This window comes from Yersinia intermedia, from assembly GCF_900635455.1.
In the GTDB taxonomy this organism is placed as follows: Bacteria; Pseudomonadota; Gammaproteobacteria; order Enterobacterales; family Enterobacteriaceae; genus Yersinia; species Yersinia intermedia.
This window is the reverse complement of sequence record NZ_LR134116.1, coordinates 2,619,343-2,637,879: the sequence shown is the minus strand read 5'-3', so window position 1 is coordinate 2,637,879 and position 18,537 is coordinate 2,619,343. Positions and strand designations below refer to the sequence as shown.

The window sequence follows — 18,537 nt, the reverse complement described above, 5'->3', positions numbered from 1 at the left end:
AAACCAAAGCCCGTGCCGAATTTGTTTGTTCCGACGGCTTCATTTGATAATGTTAATGCTGTACTATATGTTGCATATTAAATGCATCTTTAAGTTATCTGAGGAGTATCAGTATGGAAAATACATCAGCGCTGCTGTGTTATAAAGAGTTACCTGTCTGGAACAGCGCCGCTGTACCGGCGATGTTTCGGGAAAAACACAATACCAAGGCAGGTACTTGGGCCAAACTGACCATCCTAAGTGGGGAGATGGATTTTCTGATCCTCGATGAAGCAGGGAACACTCTGGCAAGGCATAGCTTCTCTTGTGAGCAGCAACCGCCGTTTATTGACCCTCAAGTCTGGCACCGTATTGCCTCCTGTTCAGATGATCTGCAATGCCAGCTCAGTTTCTATTGCACGGCGGAAGATTTTTATCATAAAAAATACGATTTAACCGCGACGCACTCTGAAGTTATTGAAGCGGTGAGAACGGTTAAACCGGGCAAAGCATTGGATTTAGGCTGTGGTTCCGGTCGGAACTCGTTGTATCTGAATTTGTTGGGTTTTGATGTCACGGCGGTAGACAAAAATAGCGACAGTATCAGTAACTTGCAGCAAATTATTGCACAGGAAGAACTGCAAAATATTACCGCCAGCACTTACAATATTAATGATGCCAGTGTAGATAACCGCTATGATTTTATTCTGTCGACCGTGGTCCTGATGTTCCTGCAACCGGAAAGAATTCCCTCTATTATTAATAATATGCAAGAGTGCACCTTGCCCGGCGGTTATAATTTGATTATCTCTGCCATGTCTACCGATGACTTCCCTTGTACTGTGCCGTTCTCCTTTACATTAAAGTCAGGTGAGTTAAGTCATTACTATAAAGATTGGGATATTATCAAGTACAACGAAGATGTTGGGCAATTACATAAGACTGACGCCCAAGGCAACCGGATAAAATTGCGCTTTGCGACATTACTGGCGAAAAAGCGATAATTGTACCGCAGGTACCCAACCAGCCACTTAGTGGGGGTTAATACAGCAGATTAAATCGCTGGTAGTTTAACCGCAGCGGGGGGTAAGTTGGGTTCATCATGTAAACAATTGACAATATAATCAATAAACACGCGGAGTTTGGGGGGTAAATAGCGGGTTGGTGGGTAGAGTAACCACAAGCCGCCGCTATACGAACTGGTAAAGCGCCACCCCGGTAATACCTGCACTATCAACCCCTGTTGCAATGCTGTTCTGGCCGTAAAATAAGGCAGGCTACCAATACCTATATGCTGTAAGACGGCATCTAGTCTGACACCGGTATGGTTAGCTGCGTAGCGGCCCCGTACTGCGACAGTCGCCGCTTTGCTACCTTGGCGGAATTTCCAGCGGGCATCCCCCGGTGTTTCTCCGAGATAAATACAACTATGGTGTGCCAAATCATGAGGATGTAGGGGAACTCCATGAATAGAGAGATACTCGGGTGTGGCACACAGCAAGTGTTCGATAGTCATCAATTGGCGGCCAATCATTCCCGGTGGGGGTTGGTCAGTAATGCGAATTGACAGATCTACATTTTCTTCAATTAAATCAACGTAGCGATCATCTAAGATCAGTTGTACATCTATTTTACTGTGGCGGCGCAAGAATTCAGGTATATGCGGGTGAACGACAAAGCGGCCAACAGCTTTTGGCACACTGATACGGATGAGTCCTTCCGGTTCCTGATTGTACTGACCACTCACCTCCATCACTGAATTGGCTGCGTTAAGCATCATATGACAGCGTTTAAAAACTTCCTCGCCGCTTTCGCTCAAACGCAACTTACGTGTAGTTCGGTGTAATAAGCGCGTTGCCAGTGCTTTTTCGAGCCGGCTGACGCTGCGACTGATTGCTGAGGGTGAAACACCTAGCTGGCGTGCGACAACAGAGAAACTGCCGGTTTCTACCACTTTAACGAAAACAGCCATCTCACTTAGCAGAGTCAGAGATTGATTTGTGCTCACAACGCAACAGTCCTTTGAGTTCATGATGGATTATCACGACAGACTGACATCAATATAATCATAATGGAAATGATAAAAGGACAATGACTATGACAACTCGCCTATTTTTTGACAACGATACACTGGCTGCGGATGTAAATGTCCTGAGCTGCACGCCTGACGGTGAACAATTCGCCCTAATATTGCAGGAAACTATTTTCCATCCGCAAGGTGGTGGGCAACCTTCCGATATCGGTTCAATTGGCGGTAGTCCGGTATTACATGTGGTTCAGCAACAAAATCAAGTGGTTCACTATGTGGCCCTGCCTGTTGCCTTGGGTAAACAGCCTGCGCATGTCGACCGTGAACGGCGCATCTTGAATACACGCATGCATTCCGCTGGACATGTGATTGGTAATATTGGCGAAAGCTATGGTTGGTTGCCAATAAAAGCCCATCATTGGCCAGGGGAGGGGCGAGTCTCATTTAAGCGGGCCGAGAAGCAACATCCTATTGATATCAATATTATTCAGACAGCCTTAGAGCAATTTATTGACCAGGATTTACCAAGACAGACGCGGATACAGGGTAATTTCCGCGAAATTGGATTTGGCAAATTACCGGCGTATGCCTGTGGCGGTACCCATGTTTGTTCTCTGCGTGAGTTGGGCCATGTTGTTATACAGTCTATTTCGGAGAAAAAAGGGGTAATGTCGGTGAATTACACTATTGATTAGTCGGCGATAAATTGTATTGGTTCCGTACCTGCACCTTCAATGACTTTAGGTATATTATTCAACACACAAATAAAGTAAATCTTGAAGGACAACGTGGTGAATAAAGAAAAGATTGCACATCTTGATGCGGTAAGTCGCAAAGCCCGCACGGTCATGGAGCGAGAAGGGCTCGACGCTCTGGTGGTTACAGTATGTGATAATTTCTATTATCTCACTGGGTTCGCCAGTTTCTTTATGTATACCTTCCGGCACACCGGTGCGGCGGTTGCGATTATGTTCCGTGATGCGGCAATTCCTTCGCAAATCATCATGAATGAATTTGAAGCAGCCAGCACCCACTTTGATATGCCTAATATGGTGCTAAAAACCTTTCCGGTGTGGGTCGATGTCGACTCTCCACGTAATCCGCTTAATCACCAGAAAAAGCGTGAGCGGCCGATAGGCCCGCCAGTTGAAGCTGTTTTTAGTTTAGTGAAAGCCGCTCTTGATGATGCTGGAGTGCTGGGTAAGACCATTGCCATTGAATTACATGCCATGTCTAACGGGGGAAAAACTGTTCTGGACAAAGTAGCGCCAGGGCTAAAATTGGTTGACTCGACTCCGTTGTTTAATGAAATAAGGATGATTAAAAGCCAGTGGGAGATTAAACACCTGCGCAAAAGTGCTGAGATCACCGAGTTTGGTATTGCCAGTGCGGTGAAAGAAATTCGCGTCGGTTGTACTGCAGCACAACTGACAGCGGCATTCAAAGCCGCAGTGATGACGTTCCCAGAAACAAACTTCTCCCGTTTCAATCTTATTTCTGTTGGCGATAACTTCTCGCCAAAAATGCAGGCGGATGACACCCCAGCCAAGCTGGGAGACTTAATTAAGTTTGACTGCGGTGTGGATGTTGCAGGCTATGGAGCCGATCTGGCCCGAACTTTTGTTCTGGGAGAGCCGGACCCACTAGCAAAGCAAATATATGACACCATTAGAATTGGTCATGAACATATGCTCTCGAGGGTAGCTCCGGGGGTTAAATTAAAAGATGTTTTCGACTCGACGATGGATGTCATCAAGAAATCTGGCCTACCACATTATAATCGCGGTCATCTTGGGCATGGTGACGGTGTATTTTTGGGGTTAGAAGAAGCCCCTTTTATTAGCACATCAGCAACTGAAACCTTCCAGCCTGGGATGGTGTTAAGCCTTGAAACTCCCTATTACGGTATTGGGATCGGTTCGATCATGTTGGAGGATATGATTCTGATTACTGACAACGGTTATGAATTTTTAAGTAAACTCGATCGTGGCTTGCAGCGTTGTGATTGATCTGTGCTGAACACTGCGTTTTATATGAATTAAATTCATCTTTGAAAATAGACTCTTGCCATTTTAACAGAGTCTATTTTTATTTCGTCAAAGACATGGATACCAAATAGTTAAATGTTACTGGAAATTAACTATATGAAATGATGAGTTAAAATATAAAGGTATGTTACGGTTTGATTGTCAGGATCCTATCCGTGATACTCGGTTTTCTGACAGTTTGATTCTTAATGATAACGTCTGTAATAATCCATTATTGCTAATAATAGCAGACTTGTATTTTTATTATAATATAAAGAATATGTTAGATATTTAAAATCTAACCTGGCTAAAACAGGCCAAACCAGCCTAAAAATCAAATCGTGCTGCGCTTTGCAGAACACTGTATCGCAGGATTGGCTTAGTAAAAAAATTTAATCTCTAAATCTTATCTTTTTGCAGAATTTTAACCTAGGATTATTCTTGATTTCATCAAAATTAACCGCTATAACACATTTATACCTCCATTAATCGCTGGAATAACAATATCCTATAATAATTCGACAACAGTATTTTCTTTCAACTATCCTATGTAACATGCTGTAATACATTTTAAGGACTTCATTTCATCATAATCGATAATGAAAAATGGACGTTCGGGAAGTAACTTTCCTTAATTATCAAACAAGTTGCTGGCTTAAGGGTTATATAATGTATAACGCATTTACGACACTACTGCGCCCGTTGCACCGGCACAGAATAACTTTATTAGCGCTATTAATTTCCGGCCTTTCAGTTAATCCAGTTTTGGCGGATACACAGTATGATTCGTTAATCATCCAAGCCAGATCAGGAGATACCGCGCCGGTCCTTGACTACTTACAAAAAGAATCCAAATCTGGCCCTCTCAATAGTGGGCAGGTCGACGACTGGTTACAAATAGCCGGTTGGGCAGGGCGCGATCAAGAGGTTATTGAAGTTTACGAAAGATACCACTCGTCAATGAATCTTTCTTCGCGCGGCTTAGCGTCTGCGGCACGTGCATATCGCAATGAAAAACGTTGGGATCAGGCGTTGGCATTGTGGCAAAGCAGTTTAAAGAAAGACCCAACCAACCCAGACCTTATCACTGGCATGATAATGACTCAGGCGGATTCTGGGCGTGGTGGTGAAGCTTTACAGCAGGCAAAAGACTTGGCTGCGCGTGACCCTTCCGCAAAAAACTATATGACCCTTTCTTATCTTAATCGAGCAACCAACCGCAATTACGATGCTTTGCAGGCCTCCAGCGAGGCGGTGCGACTGGCACCTGAATCTGAGGAAGTATTAAAAAATCACCTTGAGATTCTGCAAAGAAACCGTATTGCCGATCCTGCGTTGCAACTTGCTAAAGAGAATCCAAAATTAGTGACCGCAGAGCAATATCGACAACTTGAGCGAGATGCTGCTGCAGAACAAGTCCGTATGGCGGTGTTACCAACGCGCAGTGAAACGGAGCGATTCTACATCGCTGATCAAGCGTTGGCTGATTACCAGGATTTGTTAACCCGCTGGAGCAAAGATCCTGAAGCACAGGCCGACTATCAACGTGCGCGCATCGATAGATTAGGCGCATTATTGGTTCGCCGTAATACCGAACAACTTATTAAAGAATATGAAGGCATGGAAGCCGAAGGCTACAAAATGCCGGATTATGCGCGTCGCTGGGCGGCATCTGCTTATATCGATCGCCGGATGCCAGAAAAAGCAGCACCGATCCTGACCAGTTTGTATTACGCCGATGGCAAAACATTCCGTAACAGCGATGATTTGCTTGATGCGGATGATCTCTATTACGCGTTGAATGAAAGTGAGCAATTGGACAAGGCGCATCAATTCGCTAAAAACTACAGCGAGCAAACGCCGTATCAGGTGGGGGTTTATGGCCTGCCGGGTAAAGAGCCCAATGATGATTGGATGGAAGGGCAGACCTTGCTGGTTCAATCCCTGGTGGCACTCAATGATCTGCCTGCGGCACAGAAAAAACTGGAAACGCTATCCAGTACCGCGCCTGCTAACCAGAATTTACGTATTGCATTAGCCAGTGTTTATTTGGCAAGAGATTTACCACGCAAATCTGAACAAGAGTTGAAAGCAATAGAGTCATTGGCCCCGCGCAGTCTTATTCTGGAACGCGCACAAGCTGAAACTGCGATGGACTTGCAGGAATGGCATCAGATGGAGTTACTCACTGATGATGTGATTACCCGTTCTCCTGAAGATGTCCCCTCTCAGGAACTCGATCGCCAGCGCAAAGTGCATAACATGTATGAATTGCGTGTAACCGGTAATCGAACTATTTCTTCTAATAGCCCAATTAGTGGCAACAAGGACTTTGGCGTTGAAACGTTGCTGTATAGCCCTCCGATAGCCGAAAACTGGCGAGTATTCGGTGGTGGTAGCTACGACAATGCGCAATTTGAAGAAGGAAAAGGCATTAATCGTGCTATGCGGTTAGGGGGCGAGTGGACTTCCCGTGACCATTGGGTTGAGGCCGAAGTGAATAATCAGAATTACGGTTTTGGTAACAAAACCGGTGCTCGGTTATCGACTTGGTACGATTTTAATGATCACTGGCGGGTGGGCGGGCAGGTTGAGAGATTGGCCAAAGAGACCCCATTGCGTGCCTTGAAAAATAATATATCCGCTAACAGTGCGTCAGCTTATGTGTTTTGGAAAGCGGATGATCGGCGCGATGCTGAATTTAGCGTGACACCGTCACGTTTCTCTGACGGCAACAACCGGTGGGAATATGAGTTCAATGCACGCCAGCGTATTTGGACTGGCCCTTACCTGACGGCAGATCTTAGCTTAGGGTTAGCGTCGAGCCATAACACCAAAGAAGACGTAATTTACTATAACCCGAAAAGTGATTTCACCTACGTCCCTGCCATTACCTTAAATCACATCATGTATCGCCATTATAAAACCGTCTGGAGCCAACAAATTCAGTTCGGTGTCGGTGGTTATTGGGAGAAAAACTACGGTAATGGTCTGGTAACCACAGCAGGCTATGGGCAGCGTGTTCAATGGAATGATGTCGTGGATACGGGAGTGGCAGTGACCTACGATAAGCGCCCTTATGATGGTGCTCGTGAGCACGATCTCTCGCTCGCTTTCGATTTGAATTACCGTTTCTAAGGGATCAGCGTCATGGTGAAGATACTATTTTTTATACGAATACTTGTAGTAGGAATGATAACGGTACTGGCCTCTGTCTGCTATGCAGAGAAACCGGTATTTGTTCCCCCGGCTGAGCGTGCATTGCCGCTAAGTGAAAGGCCGTGGCAAAAAAATACCTTTGTGGTTATCGCTTATCACGACGTTGAAGATGACTCCGCAGACCAACGTTATCTGTCGGTAAGAAGCAGCGCATTAAGCGAGCAATTGGCCTGGCTAAAGGATAACCGCTACAACGTGGTGTCCGTTGATCAAATTCTAGCGGCCCATAATGGCGGTGCACCACTGCCGAATAAAGCCGTTTTGCTGACCTTTGATGATGGTTATAGCAGTTTCTATAACCGTGTTTACCCATTGTTAGAAGCCAATAATTTGAGCGCAGTACTGGCTCCGGTGGGGACTTGGATAGATACACCATCAGATAAAAAGGTGGACTTTGGTGGTTTGAGTACCGATCGCGATCGTTTCCTTACCTGGAAACAGATCAGTGAAATGGCTAAATCAAAACTGATTGAAATAGGCGCTCATACTTACGCTTCGCACTACGGTGTGATAGCCAATCCACAAGGCAATACCGAGCCGGCAGCAGCCAATTTGATTTATGACCCTAAAACGAAGAAATACGAAACTGAAGCAGCCTTCAAGCAGCGGATGGAAAAAGACGTAACCTTGATAACCCAGCGCCTTATTCAGGCTACAGGGAAACAGCCGAGAGTGTGGGTTTGGCCATACGGTGCAGCCAATGGAACCGTGATAAATATCTTACGCCAACACGGTTACCAAATGGCGATGACGCTGGAGCCGGGCATTGGCAACGTCAATGATCTGATGAATATACCGCGTATTCTGATCAGTAATAATCCGTCGTTGAAAGACTTTGCCCAGTTGGTTACCTCCGTGCAGGAAAAAGACATCATGCGGGTAGCGCATGTCGATTTGGATTATCTCTACGATCCAGACCCGGTACAGGAAAAGGAAAATCTCGATAAACTGGTTCAGCGGATTTCTGATCTACGTGTCACGACCGTGTTCCTGCAAGCCTTTTCTGATCCAAAAGGGGACGGCAATATCCGTCAGGTTTACTTCCCTAATCGCTGGATACCAATGCGTCAGGATCTGTTTAACCGCGTTGCCTGGCAATTGGCATCACGCCCTGATGTGGATGTTTATGCCTGGATGCCCGTGCTGGCGTTTGAGATGGACCCGTCGTTACCTCGGATTAAACGTATTGATCCGAAGACAGGTAAAACCAGCATCGACCCGGATCAATATCGTCGCCTATCGCCATTTAACCCGGAAGTCAGGCAGCGCATCATCGATATTTATCGCGATATGGCCTACAGCGCCCCAATTGACGGGATTCTCTATCATGACGATGCTGTAATGTCTGATTTTGAAGATGCATCGCCGGATGCTATCCGCGCATATGAGAAAGCCGGTTTCCCAGGCTCTGTTGCAGAAATACGTAAAGACCCGGAAACCATGGCCCGCTGGACGCGATATAAAAGTAAATATCTGGTTGATTTTACTAATGAGTTAACACGCCAGGTGCGTGATATCCGTGGCCCGCAAGTAAAATCCGCCCGTAATATATTTGCTATGCCGATCTTAGAACCGGAAAGTGAAGCATGGTTTGCGCAGAATCTTGATGATTTCCTGGCTAACTATGATTGGGTTGCCCCGATGGCAATGCCGCTAATGGAGAAGGTGCCGTTATCAGAGTCTAATGAGTGGCTATCGCAACTGGTTAATAAAGTTGCACAGCGCCCTGGAGCCCTGAATAAAACCGTATTTGAACTGCAATCGAAAGACTGGACTAAGCCTGAGGGCAGCAATGCCATCAGCGGCCCGATACTGGCGGGATGGATGCGCCAGTTGCAGTTAAATGGCGCGCAAAATTTTGGTTACTATCCGGATAACTTTATCACTGGCGAACCACCGCTAAAAGATGTCCGCCCTGTGCTATCTTCTGCCTGGTATCCTTTATATGATCGATAGAATTATTGCGTTACTCATCCTCTGCCTGGTACTGAGTATACCTGCGGGTATGATCCTGCTCTTTACCGGTGATGTGTTACTGAATTTTGTTTTCTTCTATCCGCTCTTTATGTCCGGTATTTGGATAACCGGTGGTGTCTATTTTTGGCTACGCCGAGAAAGACACTGGCCATGGGGCGATGATGTGCCAGCACCGGAGCTGAAAGGCAATCCGTTAGTGTCTATTTTAATCCCTTGTTTTAACGAGGGGGAGAATGCGCGTGAAACCATCCACGCGGCGTTGGCGCAGACTTACACCAATATTGAAGTTATCGCTATTAACGATGGCTCCAGTGATGATACTGCGCAAGTGCTGGATAGCCTGTTGGCCGAGGATCCGCGTTTACGTGTTATTCATCTGGCTCATAATCAGGGTAAAGCTATTGCTCTGCGTATGGGGGCGGCAGCGGCACGTAGCGAATATCTGGTATGTATCGATGGTGATGCTTTACTGGACAGCAAAGCGGTGCCTTATTTGGTCGCGCCGCTGATTGCGAATCCACGCACGGGTGCCGTTACCGGTAACCCACGTATCCGTACGCGTTCAACGTTAGTTGGTCGGGTACAGGTTGGTGAGTTCTCTTCTATCATCGGGCTGATTAAACGGACACAACGTGTCTATGGCCAAGTCTTCACGGTATCGGGTGTAGTTGCTGCATTCCGCCGTCGAGCATTGGCCGATGTGGGCTACTGGAGCCCGGACATGATCACGGAAGACATCGATATCAGTTGGAAATTACAAATCAGGCACTGGTCAGTATTCTTTGAACCTCGTGGTTTGTGCTGGATTTTGATGCCGGAAACCCTACGTGGTTTATGGAAGCAGCGCTTGCGTTGGGCGCAGGGTGGGGCTGAAGTTTTCCTGAAAAATATGTTTAAGCTGTGGCGCTGGCGTAATCGCCGTATGTGGTTACTGTTCCTTGAATATTCACTGTCGATAACCTGGGCGTTTACTTACCTGTTCAGTATTATCCTGTTCCTGCTGGGATTGGTTATTACTTTGCCGCCAGGTATCCATGTTCAAACCGTCTTCCCGCCAGCCTTTACCGGGATGGTTCTGGCGTTGACCTGCCTGATGCAGTTCGCGATAAGCTTGGTTATTGAACGGCGCTATGAACCTAAACTGGGTAATTCACTGTTTTGGATTATCTGGTATCCCATGGTCTACTGGATGCTGAGTTTGTTTACCACAGTGGTTTCGTTCCCAAAAGTTATGCTCAATACCAAGCGTAAACGTGCGCGTTGGGTTAGCCCTGACCGTGGGATCGGGAGGGTTAAACCATGAGTGCTCCTCTTATTCATACTGAACAACGGCTGATACCCCGCTGGATTGATATTATTATCACGGCATTGGCTTGGATCGGTTTTATCTTTCTGTTCGTGAAGGGTTTTCTCGATATAATTGGCAGAGCGCCAAATATGGGGCCGATTCCGTTCAGAATATATATTATTAGCGGTCTTACTACCCTGGCATTGTATCTGGCAATTGCGGTATTCAACGCCGTGGTCATCATCATCTGGGCCAAATACAATCAGGTGCGTTTCCAGGTGGAACGCCGTGGGCACCGGCCACACCTGAATGACGATGAGTTGGCTAGCAGTATGGAGCTTTCAGCAGAGATGATTGCTCAGCTTAAAGCCGGCTCCTGCCTCACGTTATATAACGATGAACATGGGCAATTGCTGGAAGTCAAAGAAGGGCTACAGCTTCCCACCGTTGCACCGGTAGTCAATCTACGCCGGGGGTGATGGGCCACAACTAACACCTCTGAATACCTGATAATAAGCCATCCTGTGCTTATATCGGGTATTCAGACCCAACTGCTATTGTTTCAACTATTCCCTGCCAAAAAACGCCACTTTCTTTTGCCATTCTTGCTTCATATATTGCTATGATTTAGCAGGGATTACCGCGTGCGAAATCATTGAGTATCGTGATAATTGATATTCCTCTGTCAGTTGCGTTTAAAGGGATCATACAGTGAAGCAAAATCATTTCGGGCAAACTATTGGCACTGAATTACCGGATTGGCAATCAGCGCAACAACCTCAACGTGAAATTTTACCAGGCCATTTTTGTTATCTGGCACCAGTTGATGCAGATAAGCATGAAACATCGTTATACCAGGCATATCACATGGTGGAAGATGCACATGACTGGACTTACTTTTATTGTGAACGGCCTGAAAATGAAGCTGACTTTCATCACTATCTGCAAACACTGATCAAGGCGAAAGGGGCGCTCCACTACACGGTTATTGATGCACAAACTGGCCTTGCAATGGGGACGGTTGGTTTGCAGCGGATTGATGAGGTTAATGGTGTTATTGAGATAGGTTCAGTGAATTGGTCGCCGCGTTTAAAACGTAACTCGGCGGGGACGGAAGCAATATATTTACTATTACACTATGTCTTCGATAAATTAGGCTATCGGCGCTGTGAGTGGAAATGTGATTCATTGAATGAACCTTCAAATGCTGCTGCGGCTCGATTTGGTTTTCAATATGAAGGCCAATTTCGGCAGGCCATTGTGATTAAAGGGCGCAACAGAGATACCAATTGGTACTCCATAACTGACCGTGAATGGCCATTAATTAAGCAGTCATTTAATGACTGGCTAGCGATGGAAAACTTTGATAGTCAGGGTAAGCAAATAGCGCGTTTACAGGATTTAAGAATCAGCCGCTAGCAGGGTTCAGTAAATTACATTTTAGTTTATTTAGTTGTATTAATTATGTTTTTTATTTTCGTCTTTACTTATAACTCAAATAAAAAGGGTAAAGGCGAATTTATGCAGATTGTTTAATGCGGCTGGTAAAACAGGGCTTAATAGTATAGCGCGATGTAAAAAATAATTAGAGGAAAAAATGAATAAATAAAAAAATTATATTTTTTTACATTTTGGGATCGCGAAACTTAAGAGTGTCATTATACTGTAATCATCTGGCGGTATTTTTCACACGGTGCATAGCTTAGGCTGTTGTTTATCACTGCGGGGATCGCTAATGGTAGAGTCCATGATTGGGCTGTTAAGACAAGACCACTGTTTTACTCCAGCAACTCGTTGTTACGAGTGCTCCACCTCCGACTCTCATTTTCCCGCAGTACTGTCATTATCTATTCCTACTATATTTTTGTTCCCAGCGTTATTGTTTCAAGTATTCATGTCACGTAACACTCCCCCTTGCGATACTGTTCTCACCTTTGTCCTATTTTTACCCAAGTCATTCTGGGGCTTAGGTGCTGAGGATACTCGCATTTTTAATTGGCTATTATTGGCTGCGAAGGAAGCCAAAACCTCATCCGTATGTGAAACATATACCCAAAATAATTCGAGTTGCAGGGAGTCAACACACATGCAGCTTGAAGTATGGCGGATATAATCGCGCAGGCAAGCGCTGCTGCGGTTGGTGAAACAAACTGTAAGGTGCCACTATGGGAAGACAGAAAGCAGTGATCAAAGCTCGTCGTGAAGCGAAACGCGTAATTAGACGTGATTCACGTAGTCATCGTCAGCGTGAGGAAGAAAACGTGACATCGTTAGTGCAAATGGGCGGTGTTGAATCAATAGGTATGGCACGGGATAGCCGTGATACCTCCGTTATTCAGGCGCGTACGGAAGCTCAAGGTCATTACTTATCAGCCATAGACAATAAACTGCTCATCTTCGCGACCGGCGAAGCTGGGTGTGGTAAAACCTTTATCAGCGCGGCTAAGGCCGCAGAAGCACTGATTCACAAAGAAGTTGATCGGATAATTGTAACGCGACCGGTATTACAGGCAGATGAGGATCTGGGGTTCTTGCCTGGTGATATCTCTGAGAAATTCGCGCCTTATTTCCGCCCGGTGTATGACATTCTGCTACGCCGACTCGGCTCATCTTTCATGCAATATTGTCTGCGCCCGGAAATCGGCAAAGTGGAAATTGCGCCTTTCGCCTATATGCGCGGGCGTACCTTTGAGAATGCGGTAGTGATCCTCGATGAGGCACAAAATGTAACCGCCAGCCAAATGAAGATGTTTCTGACCCGTCTCGGTGAAAATGTTACGGTCATTGTCAATGGCGATATCACCCAATGCGACCTTCCGCGTGGTGTGAAATCAGGTCTCAGCGATGCGCTGGAGCGTTTTGCTGAGGATGAAATGATTGGTATCATCCGCTTTGATAAACAGGATTGTGTTCGCTCTGCACTCTGCCAACACACCCTAAATGCCTATTCATAACTCAGTGTTATGAATGGATGACCCGATAAAAAAGGGCAAGCGCGATAAACGCTTGCCCTTTGCTTATCCCTAATGGCATGAAGCTACAGCATGATAGTCATCATATAAGCCGCAAACAGTGCCAGATGGGCGGTACCATTAAGTACGTTGGTTCTGCCGGTGGAAAATGATATTTGCGACAAAATCAATACGCTCACCATCACCACAATATGTGGTGCTTCCAGACCAAAGTTCAACTCTTGCCCGGTGAGTACCGCAATCAAGGTAACCGCAGGAACGGTCAGTGAAATGGTTGCCAGCACTGAGCCGAAGAACAGGTTCATCGCGCGCTGTACCTGATTAGCCAACACCGCTTTTAATGCACCTAACCCTTCAGGGGAGAGGATAAGCAGGGCAATCAGGAAACCGGTAAATTTAGCGGGTGCATTTAACTCAGTTAGCAGCGCTTCTAATGGGTTGGCATCAAATTTGGTCACTGCAATTACTGCCACTAAATGAATTAGCAACCAAAAGGTGTGCCACAAACTGCTGTGTGAGGATGGCTTACCATGATGAGGGTCACTCGGGTCGTCACCTTCATCCTCATGTTCATAGACAAACAGGCTTTGGTGCGTTTTGGTTTGAATCAACAGGAAAACACCGTACATCGCTGCTGAAATTGCTGCGACAACCAGTGATTGTGCCACACTAAAATTACCGTCGGGCAGTGTGCTGGGTAATACCAACACAATGATCGCCAACGGGAATATAGCCATCAGATACTGCTTAATACCCACCAGATTGACATGTTGGGTAGCAAATTTGCGCCCGCCGAGCAGCAGGGAAACACCGACTAATCCACCAATTACAATCATGATGATTGAATAGAGGGTATCGCGCATCAGGGCGGGTGCCGCATCCCCTGTTGCCATCATTGCTGAGATCAAGCTAACCTCAAGCACAACAACGGACAGACTGAGGATTAAGGAACCATAAGGTTCACCCAGACGGTGTGCCAGTACGTCTGCATGACGTACCACGCTAAAAGCACTGCTCAGGATACCTACCAGTGCTATCAGGTTGATGATAATAACAGCAGCAAAATTACTGGTATTACCCCAGATATTAAGAATAACCAATGCAATGATTGGCAGAATAAGGGAGTATTCGTGATGGCGGGATTTAGATCGGCCGGGATCATTTTGCGACTTCATTTCGAGAGCGCTCCTAATAACTTTACTGCATTAAACGGGCGTTAGAGCCATTTAACGATAATTAAGTGCCATATTGTAGGCTAAGTAGCTTTAAGACTAACAAATAACAGGGAATTGTCGCAGAAAATTTACAAGGTTTTAACTGGAAAGGGTAAAAAAAAACGGCCATGAAAATGGACACTACAGGTAATGTCCATTGATTTTATAGATATTAATTAATCTTACTCGTCAATATTGTCCATAACTTCATGGCGCTTATGGTGATAATCTTCTTCATTCAGGCCTTCGCGCCAGTAGGGCACAGCATAGAGTTGTTGCCGCTCACATCCCCTTTCTCGGCGTAGATAACGGCGCAATTTCACCACCATACTATCCTCACCCGCCAGCCAGAATGTTGATGCCTCCATCAGCAAATTGAGTGCACAGAACTGGGTTATCACATCATCTGTTTTTTCCGTACCGCCAATGACCCAGCTTAGCTCCAATCCGGCAGGTTTGATCAGGTTCAATACATCTTGCGGACTATCTACACGGATGATGGCATGGCCTTCGGCATTTGCTGGCAGGGTTTCCAGTAATGCGGCGATGGCGGGCAGTGAGGAGGGGTCACCCACCAGATAGCTGTATGCCGCTGCTGGCAACATTGTTTCTGGCCCACCGGGATTAGTAATCCCTAACCAATCACCGACTTTGGCATTGCGGGCAAAATCGACCGCCGGGCCACGGTGATCATGGATAGCAAACTCAATATCCAGCTCACACAGATCAGGGCGAACAGCACGAACAGAATAGGTACGAACAATCGGACGCCGCTCGGCGGCAGGCCAGATCGGACCTTTTTCGCCCAATACTGGCAGTTCCGGTTGAGTTTGGCTTGCCAAAGGTAGGAAGATTTTCAAATGAGCGCCCGCACAATCTGATGGATAATTCTGCAATGTCGGGCTATGGAAGGTGATTCGACGTAAATGCGGCGAGGTATCTACTACCTTTTTCACCTGAACCAGACGTGGCGGAACTGGGCGATACGCGGGTTTTGCTGCAGTTGATCCTGTGGTCACAGTTTATCCTTCTTATCCTATGGTGTTTTACTCTTAGCCACTAGCCAGCAGAGGTTGTGGCTTATAAGGGGATAAACTATAACATTAACCAATGTTAATGATAATTATTTGCATGAGAGGAGTGTGATAAATACAAAGGCTCATTTGCCCGACAAAAGTGTAGGGCAAGATGAATTGATTACTTAATTGATGGGTTGCACAATTGCCGTCCGACGGAAATGCAATCTTAAACGCAACATAGTGACCAGTGCGACTGCCATTACAACCATTGCAGCCAGTGGAAGCTGTTGTAACTGCAGCCCAAATGCCAGCAAGGTGCCACCCAACCAGGCACCTAATGCATTGCCTAAATTGAACGCGCTTTGGTTAAAGGTTGATGCCAGATTAGGGGCGTCGCGGGCCTGATCCACCACTAACAGTTGTAACATTGGGCACAAGGCAAAGGCCACAATGCTCCAGATAAACAATGTCAGTAGTGCCGGTAAATAAAAACCAATGGTGTAATGCAGTGCTAGTAGGATAGCTATCAGTATAGCTATTAGCCGGGTCATGGATCCCACCAGATTTTTGTCGCCTAAACGACCCCCCATTACGCTACCGATGGACAAGCCAATCCCAAGAATCAATAACACCACGGTAACGCCATGTTCAGAAACCCGAGTCACCTCACGCAGTAATGGCGCAATGTAAGTGAAAACAGTAAACAGGCTGGTATTGGTTAATACTGATAGCAGTAAGGCCGTTTGCACTTTTTTCTGCATCAGAGTTTTGAATTCCAGCTTAGGACTGATTCTCTTCATTGGAATATTATTTGGTAACCAGGCGATCACTGCGATGATTGCCACAATACCGATAGCACTAACTCCCCAGAAAGCTGCTCGCCAACCAAAAGCTTGCCCAACGGCTGTACCCAACGGCACACCTAGCACATTTGCCAGGGTGACTCCCATAAAGACTAATGCTATTGCCCGTGCACGGCGGTTAGGTTGGACCAAATCGGTTGCGACCACCGATGCCAAACCAAAGAAAGTGCCATGGCAAAGGGCTGCAATAATACGGGCAGCCATCAACAAGTTATAGGTTTGTGCCAATGCACACAGGATATTGCCAATAATAAACAGGACAATTAAGCCCAAAAGTGTGGATTTACGCGGGATTCGTGCCGTTGCGATAGCCAATAAAGGTGCACCAATTACTACACCCATGGCATAAACAGAAACTAACATCCCGGTTTTAGGGATACTGACCCCCAGATCATGGGCAACTTCCGGCAATAACCCCATAATTACAAACTCGCTGGTACCAATGCCAAATGTAGCAATGGTGAGTGCGATAATAGCCAATGGCATGAATAACTCCTGATCAGCCTCATATACATAAAAAGGCTGAATAACATCAATATCAACTCACTCCCTGGCATGAATATGAAGGAGATAAAGTCTTGGCAGGTGAATTTAATTGGGCGATTCTAGCACCGAGCTAAAAGGGCGTCTAACGGCAAAGTGCGATCCTACCTGAAGCCGCAGGGGATAGCAGGCGGTCTATCGGCAATGCCAACAACCCTGAGTATATTAAAAAGTAATTAAATATAGCTGACTTTAATGTTTATCCCAAACCTCGCTCAAAACGAGACGGTCATCTATCTGCCTATCATTTTGATAAATTTGGTTATTTCAATTTTTATCGCAACGATATAGTAATTAACATATGTCATAAGCTTTACTTAGCACAAAAAAACATAAGCAACGGTTTTTTTGTATTTGTTGTTAACCATTTTCCCCCGTAAATCTATCTATTAAATAGCGTGAAATCGAAAGGGGCTAAATGTGAATTTCCAACAGCTTAAAATTATTCGGGAATCAGCCCGTTGCAACTATAACCTGACCGAAGTGGCTAATACCTTATTTACCTCACAATCGGGGGTTAGCCGGCATATTCGCGAGCTAGAAGAAGAACTGGGTATTGAGATCTTCGTTCGACGGGGTAAGCGGTTGCTGGGGATGACTGAACCGGGCAAGGAGTTGCTGACAGTAGCTGAACGCATGCTGAATGATGCCAATCAAATCCGCCGTCTGGCTGATGTATTCAGCAATAATGATAGCGGACAATTGCATATTGCTACCACACACACTCAAGCCCGCTATAGTTTGCCACGAGTGATTAAAGAATTTCGCCTGTTATATCCACAAGTTAAGTTGGTTATTAGCCAGGGAAACCCGCAAGAAATTGCAGCTATGCTGCATTCGGGTGAAGCGGATATTGGTATTGCCACTGAGCTACTAATGAGTGACGCATCAGTCGCAACATTTCCTTATTATCGTTGGCACCACGCAATTGTCGTGCCCGAAAATCACCCGTTAACACAAGAACCTCATATCAGCCTTGAAACCCTGAGTACGTTGCCATTGATTACATATCGTCAGGGGATTACTGGCCGCTCACGATTGGACAATGCTTTCAAAAATGCCGGTCTGACACCGGATATTGCGCTCAGTGCGCAGGACTCAGATGTTATTAAGACCTACGTTGAATTAGGTATGGGGGTAGGCATCCTGGCGGATATGTCCTATGAGGCACATCGTGATAAAGGGTTAGTACGACTGAATGCAGAACACCTGTTTGATGCAAATACTGTCTGGCTAGGACTAAAAAGAGGCCAGTTACAACGTAACTTTATTTGGTTCTTTATACAGCTCTGTAATCCAACACTTTCTTTGCATGATATTAAAGAGAAAGTGCTGGCAGAGGCAACAGATGATGTGGTGATTGATTACCAGATCTAGGCGCTAACTAAGTAGTATAGGCCGGTAATT

General features: G+C 45.9%; 14 protein-coding genes. 10 read left to right on the top strand and 4 right to left on the bottom strand.

Translation table 11 applies throughout. The features are described from left to right. Positions 1-113: 113 nt before the first annotated feature. Positions 114-983, top strand: a complete 870-nt coding sequence (gene tehB / locus EL015_RS12035; protein ID WP_005185015.1) for an SAM-dependent methyltransferase TehB — start codon at positions 114-116, stop codon at positions 981-983. A 50-nt stretch (positions 984-1,033) separates the two neighbouring features. Here tehB and EL015_RS12030 read toward each other — a convergent pair whose 3' ends face one another. Beyond that, positions 1,034-1,987, bottom strand: coding sequence for a LysR family transcriptional regulator (locus EL015_RS12030; RefSeq protein WP_005185017.1), 954 nt, complete (start codon positions 1,985-1,987; stop codon positions 1,034-1,036). Between the two features lie 89 nt (positions 1,988-2,076). Here EL015_RS12030 and EL015_RS12025 point away from each other — a divergent pair, with 89 nt between their 5' ends. From EL015_RS12025 to phoH, 8 genes are all read left to right on the top strand, one after another. Further along, positions 2,077-2,703, top strand: coding sequence for an alanyl-tRNA editing protein (locus EL015_RS12025; protein ID WP_005185019.1), 627 nt, complete (start codon positions 2,077-2,079; stop codon positions 2,701-2,703). Positions 2,704-2,799: 96 nt separating this feature from the next. Next, positions 2,800-4,017: a M24 family metallopeptidase gene (locus tag EL015_RS12020; protein ID WP_032906288.1), complete on the top strand. Its 1,218-nt coding sequence runs from the start codon at positions 2,800-2,802 to the stop codon at positions 4,015-4,017. 687 nt (positions 4,018-4,704) lie between these two features. Then, positions 4,705-7,173: a poly-beta-1,6 N-acetyl-D-glucosamine export porin PgaA gene (pgaA, locus tag EL015_RS12015; protein WP_005185033.1), complete on the top strand. Its 2,469-nt coding sequence runs from the start codon at positions 4,705-4,707 to the stop codon at positions 7,171-7,173. Positions 7,174-7,185: 12 nt separating this feature from the next. Beyond that, positions 7,186-9,210: a poly-beta-1,6-N-acetyl-D-glucosamine N-deacetylase PgaB gene (gene pgaB, locus EL015_RS12010; RefSeq protein WP_032906290.1), complete on the top strand. Its 2,025-nt coding sequence runs from the start codon at positions 7,186-7,188 to the stop codon at positions 9,208-9,210. Next, positions 9,200-10,534, top strand: a complete 1,335-nt coding sequence (gene pgaC, locus EL015_RS12005) for a poly-beta-1,6-N-acetyl-D-glucosamine synthase (RefSeq protein ID WP_032906292.1) — start codon at positions 9,200-9,202, stop codon at positions 10,532-10,534. The genes pgaB and pgaC overlap by 11 nt, the downstream gene beginning before the upstream one ends. Further along, a complete protein-coding gene (gene pgaD / locus EL015_RS12000; protein ID WP_032906293.1) occupies positions 10,531-10,998 on the top strand; it encodes a poly-beta-1,6-N-acetyl-D-glucosamine biosynthesis protein PgaD in 468 nt (155 codons plus the stop codon). Before pgaC ends, pgaD begins: the two co-directional genes overlap by 4 nt. A 232-nt stretch (positions 10,999-11,230) precedes the next feature. Next, positions 11,231-11,938 (top strand): GNAT family N-acetyltransferase, encoded by a 708-nt coding sequence (locus EL015_RS11995; protein ID WP_005185044.1) that lies wholly within the window; start codon positions 11,231-11,233, stop codon positions 11,936-11,938. A 746-nt stretch (positions 11,939-12,684) separates the two neighbouring features. Beyond that, the gene (gene phoH / locus EL015_RS11985) at positions 12,685-13,473 is read left to right on the top strand and encodes a phosphate starvation-inducible protein PhoH (protein WP_032906294.1); all 789 of its coding nucleotides are present in this window, start codon (positions 12,685-12,687) and stop codon (positions 13,471-13,473) included. Positions 13,474-13,556: 83 nt separating this feature from the next. Here phoH and chaA read toward each other — a convergent pair whose 3' ends face one another. The 3 genes from chaA to EL015_RS11970 form a co-directional block, all read right to left on the bottom strand. Further along, entirely contained in the window at positions 13,557-14,666 is a 1,110-nt protein-coding gene (chaA, locus tag EL015_RS11980) for a sodium-potassium/proton antiporter ChaA (RefSeq protein WP_005185050.1), read from the bottom strand. 221 nt (positions 14,667-14,887) lie between these two features. After that, positions 14,888-15,724: a siderophore-interacting protein gene (locus EL015_RS11975; protein ID WP_005185058.1), complete on the bottom strand. Its 837-nt coding sequence runs from the start codon at positions 15,722-15,724 to the stop codon at positions 14,888-14,890. A gap of 182 nt (positions 15,725-15,906) precedes the next feature. Next, positions 15,907-17,073: an MFS transporter gene (locus EL015_RS11970; RefSeq protein WP_005185061.1), complete on the bottom strand. Its 1,167-nt coding sequence runs from the start codon at positions 17,071-17,073 to the stop codon at positions 15,907-15,909. Positions 17,074-17,550: 477 nt separating this feature from the next. On the opposite strand from EL015_RS11970, the gene cbl reads away from it, so the two are divergent. Further along, complete coding sequence (gene cbl / locus EL015_RS11965; RefSeq protein WP_005185064.1) at positions 17,551-18,507, top strand: HTH-type transcriptional regulator Cbl; 957 nt, start codon at positions 17,551-17,553, stop codon at positions 18,505-18,507. Positions 18,508-18,537: the final 30 nt, after the last annotated feature.

Bases quoted from the DNA above. Each gene is read 5' to 3' on its own strand.
- EL015_RS12025 (WP_005185019.1), top strand. From the start codon at position 2,077: ATGACAACTCGCCTATTTTTTGACAACGATACACTGGCTGCGGATGTA.
- phoH (WP_032906294.1), top strand. From the start codon at position 12,685: ATGGGAAGACAGAAAGCAGTGATCAAAGCTCGTCGTGAAGCGAAACGC.
- tehB (WP_005185015.1), top strand. From the start codon at position 114: ATGGAAAATACATCAGCGCTGCTGTGTTATAAAGAGTTACCTGTCTGG.
- pgaB (WP_032906290.1), top strand. From the start codon at position 7,186: ATGGTGAAGATACTATTTTTTATACGAATACTTGTAGTAGGAATGATA.
- pgaC (WP_032906292.1), top strand. From the start codon at position 9,200: ATGATCGATAGAATTATTGCGTTACTCATCCTCTGCCTGGTACTGAGT.
- pgaA (WP_005185033.1), top strand. From the start codon at position 4,705: ATGTATAACGCATTTACGACACTACTGCGCCCGTTGCACCGGCACAGA.
- pgaD (WP_032906293.1), top strand. From the start codon at position 10,531: ATGAGTGCTCCTCTTATTCATACTGAACAACGGCTGATACCCCGCTGG.
- EL015_RS11970 (WP_005185061.1), bottom strand. From the start codon at position 17,073: ATGCCATTGGCTATTATCGCACTCACCATTGCTACATTTGGCATTGGT.
- chaA (WP_005185050.1), bottom strand. From the start codon at position 14,666: ATGAAGTCGCAAAATGATCCCGGCCGATCTAAATCCCGCCATCACGAA.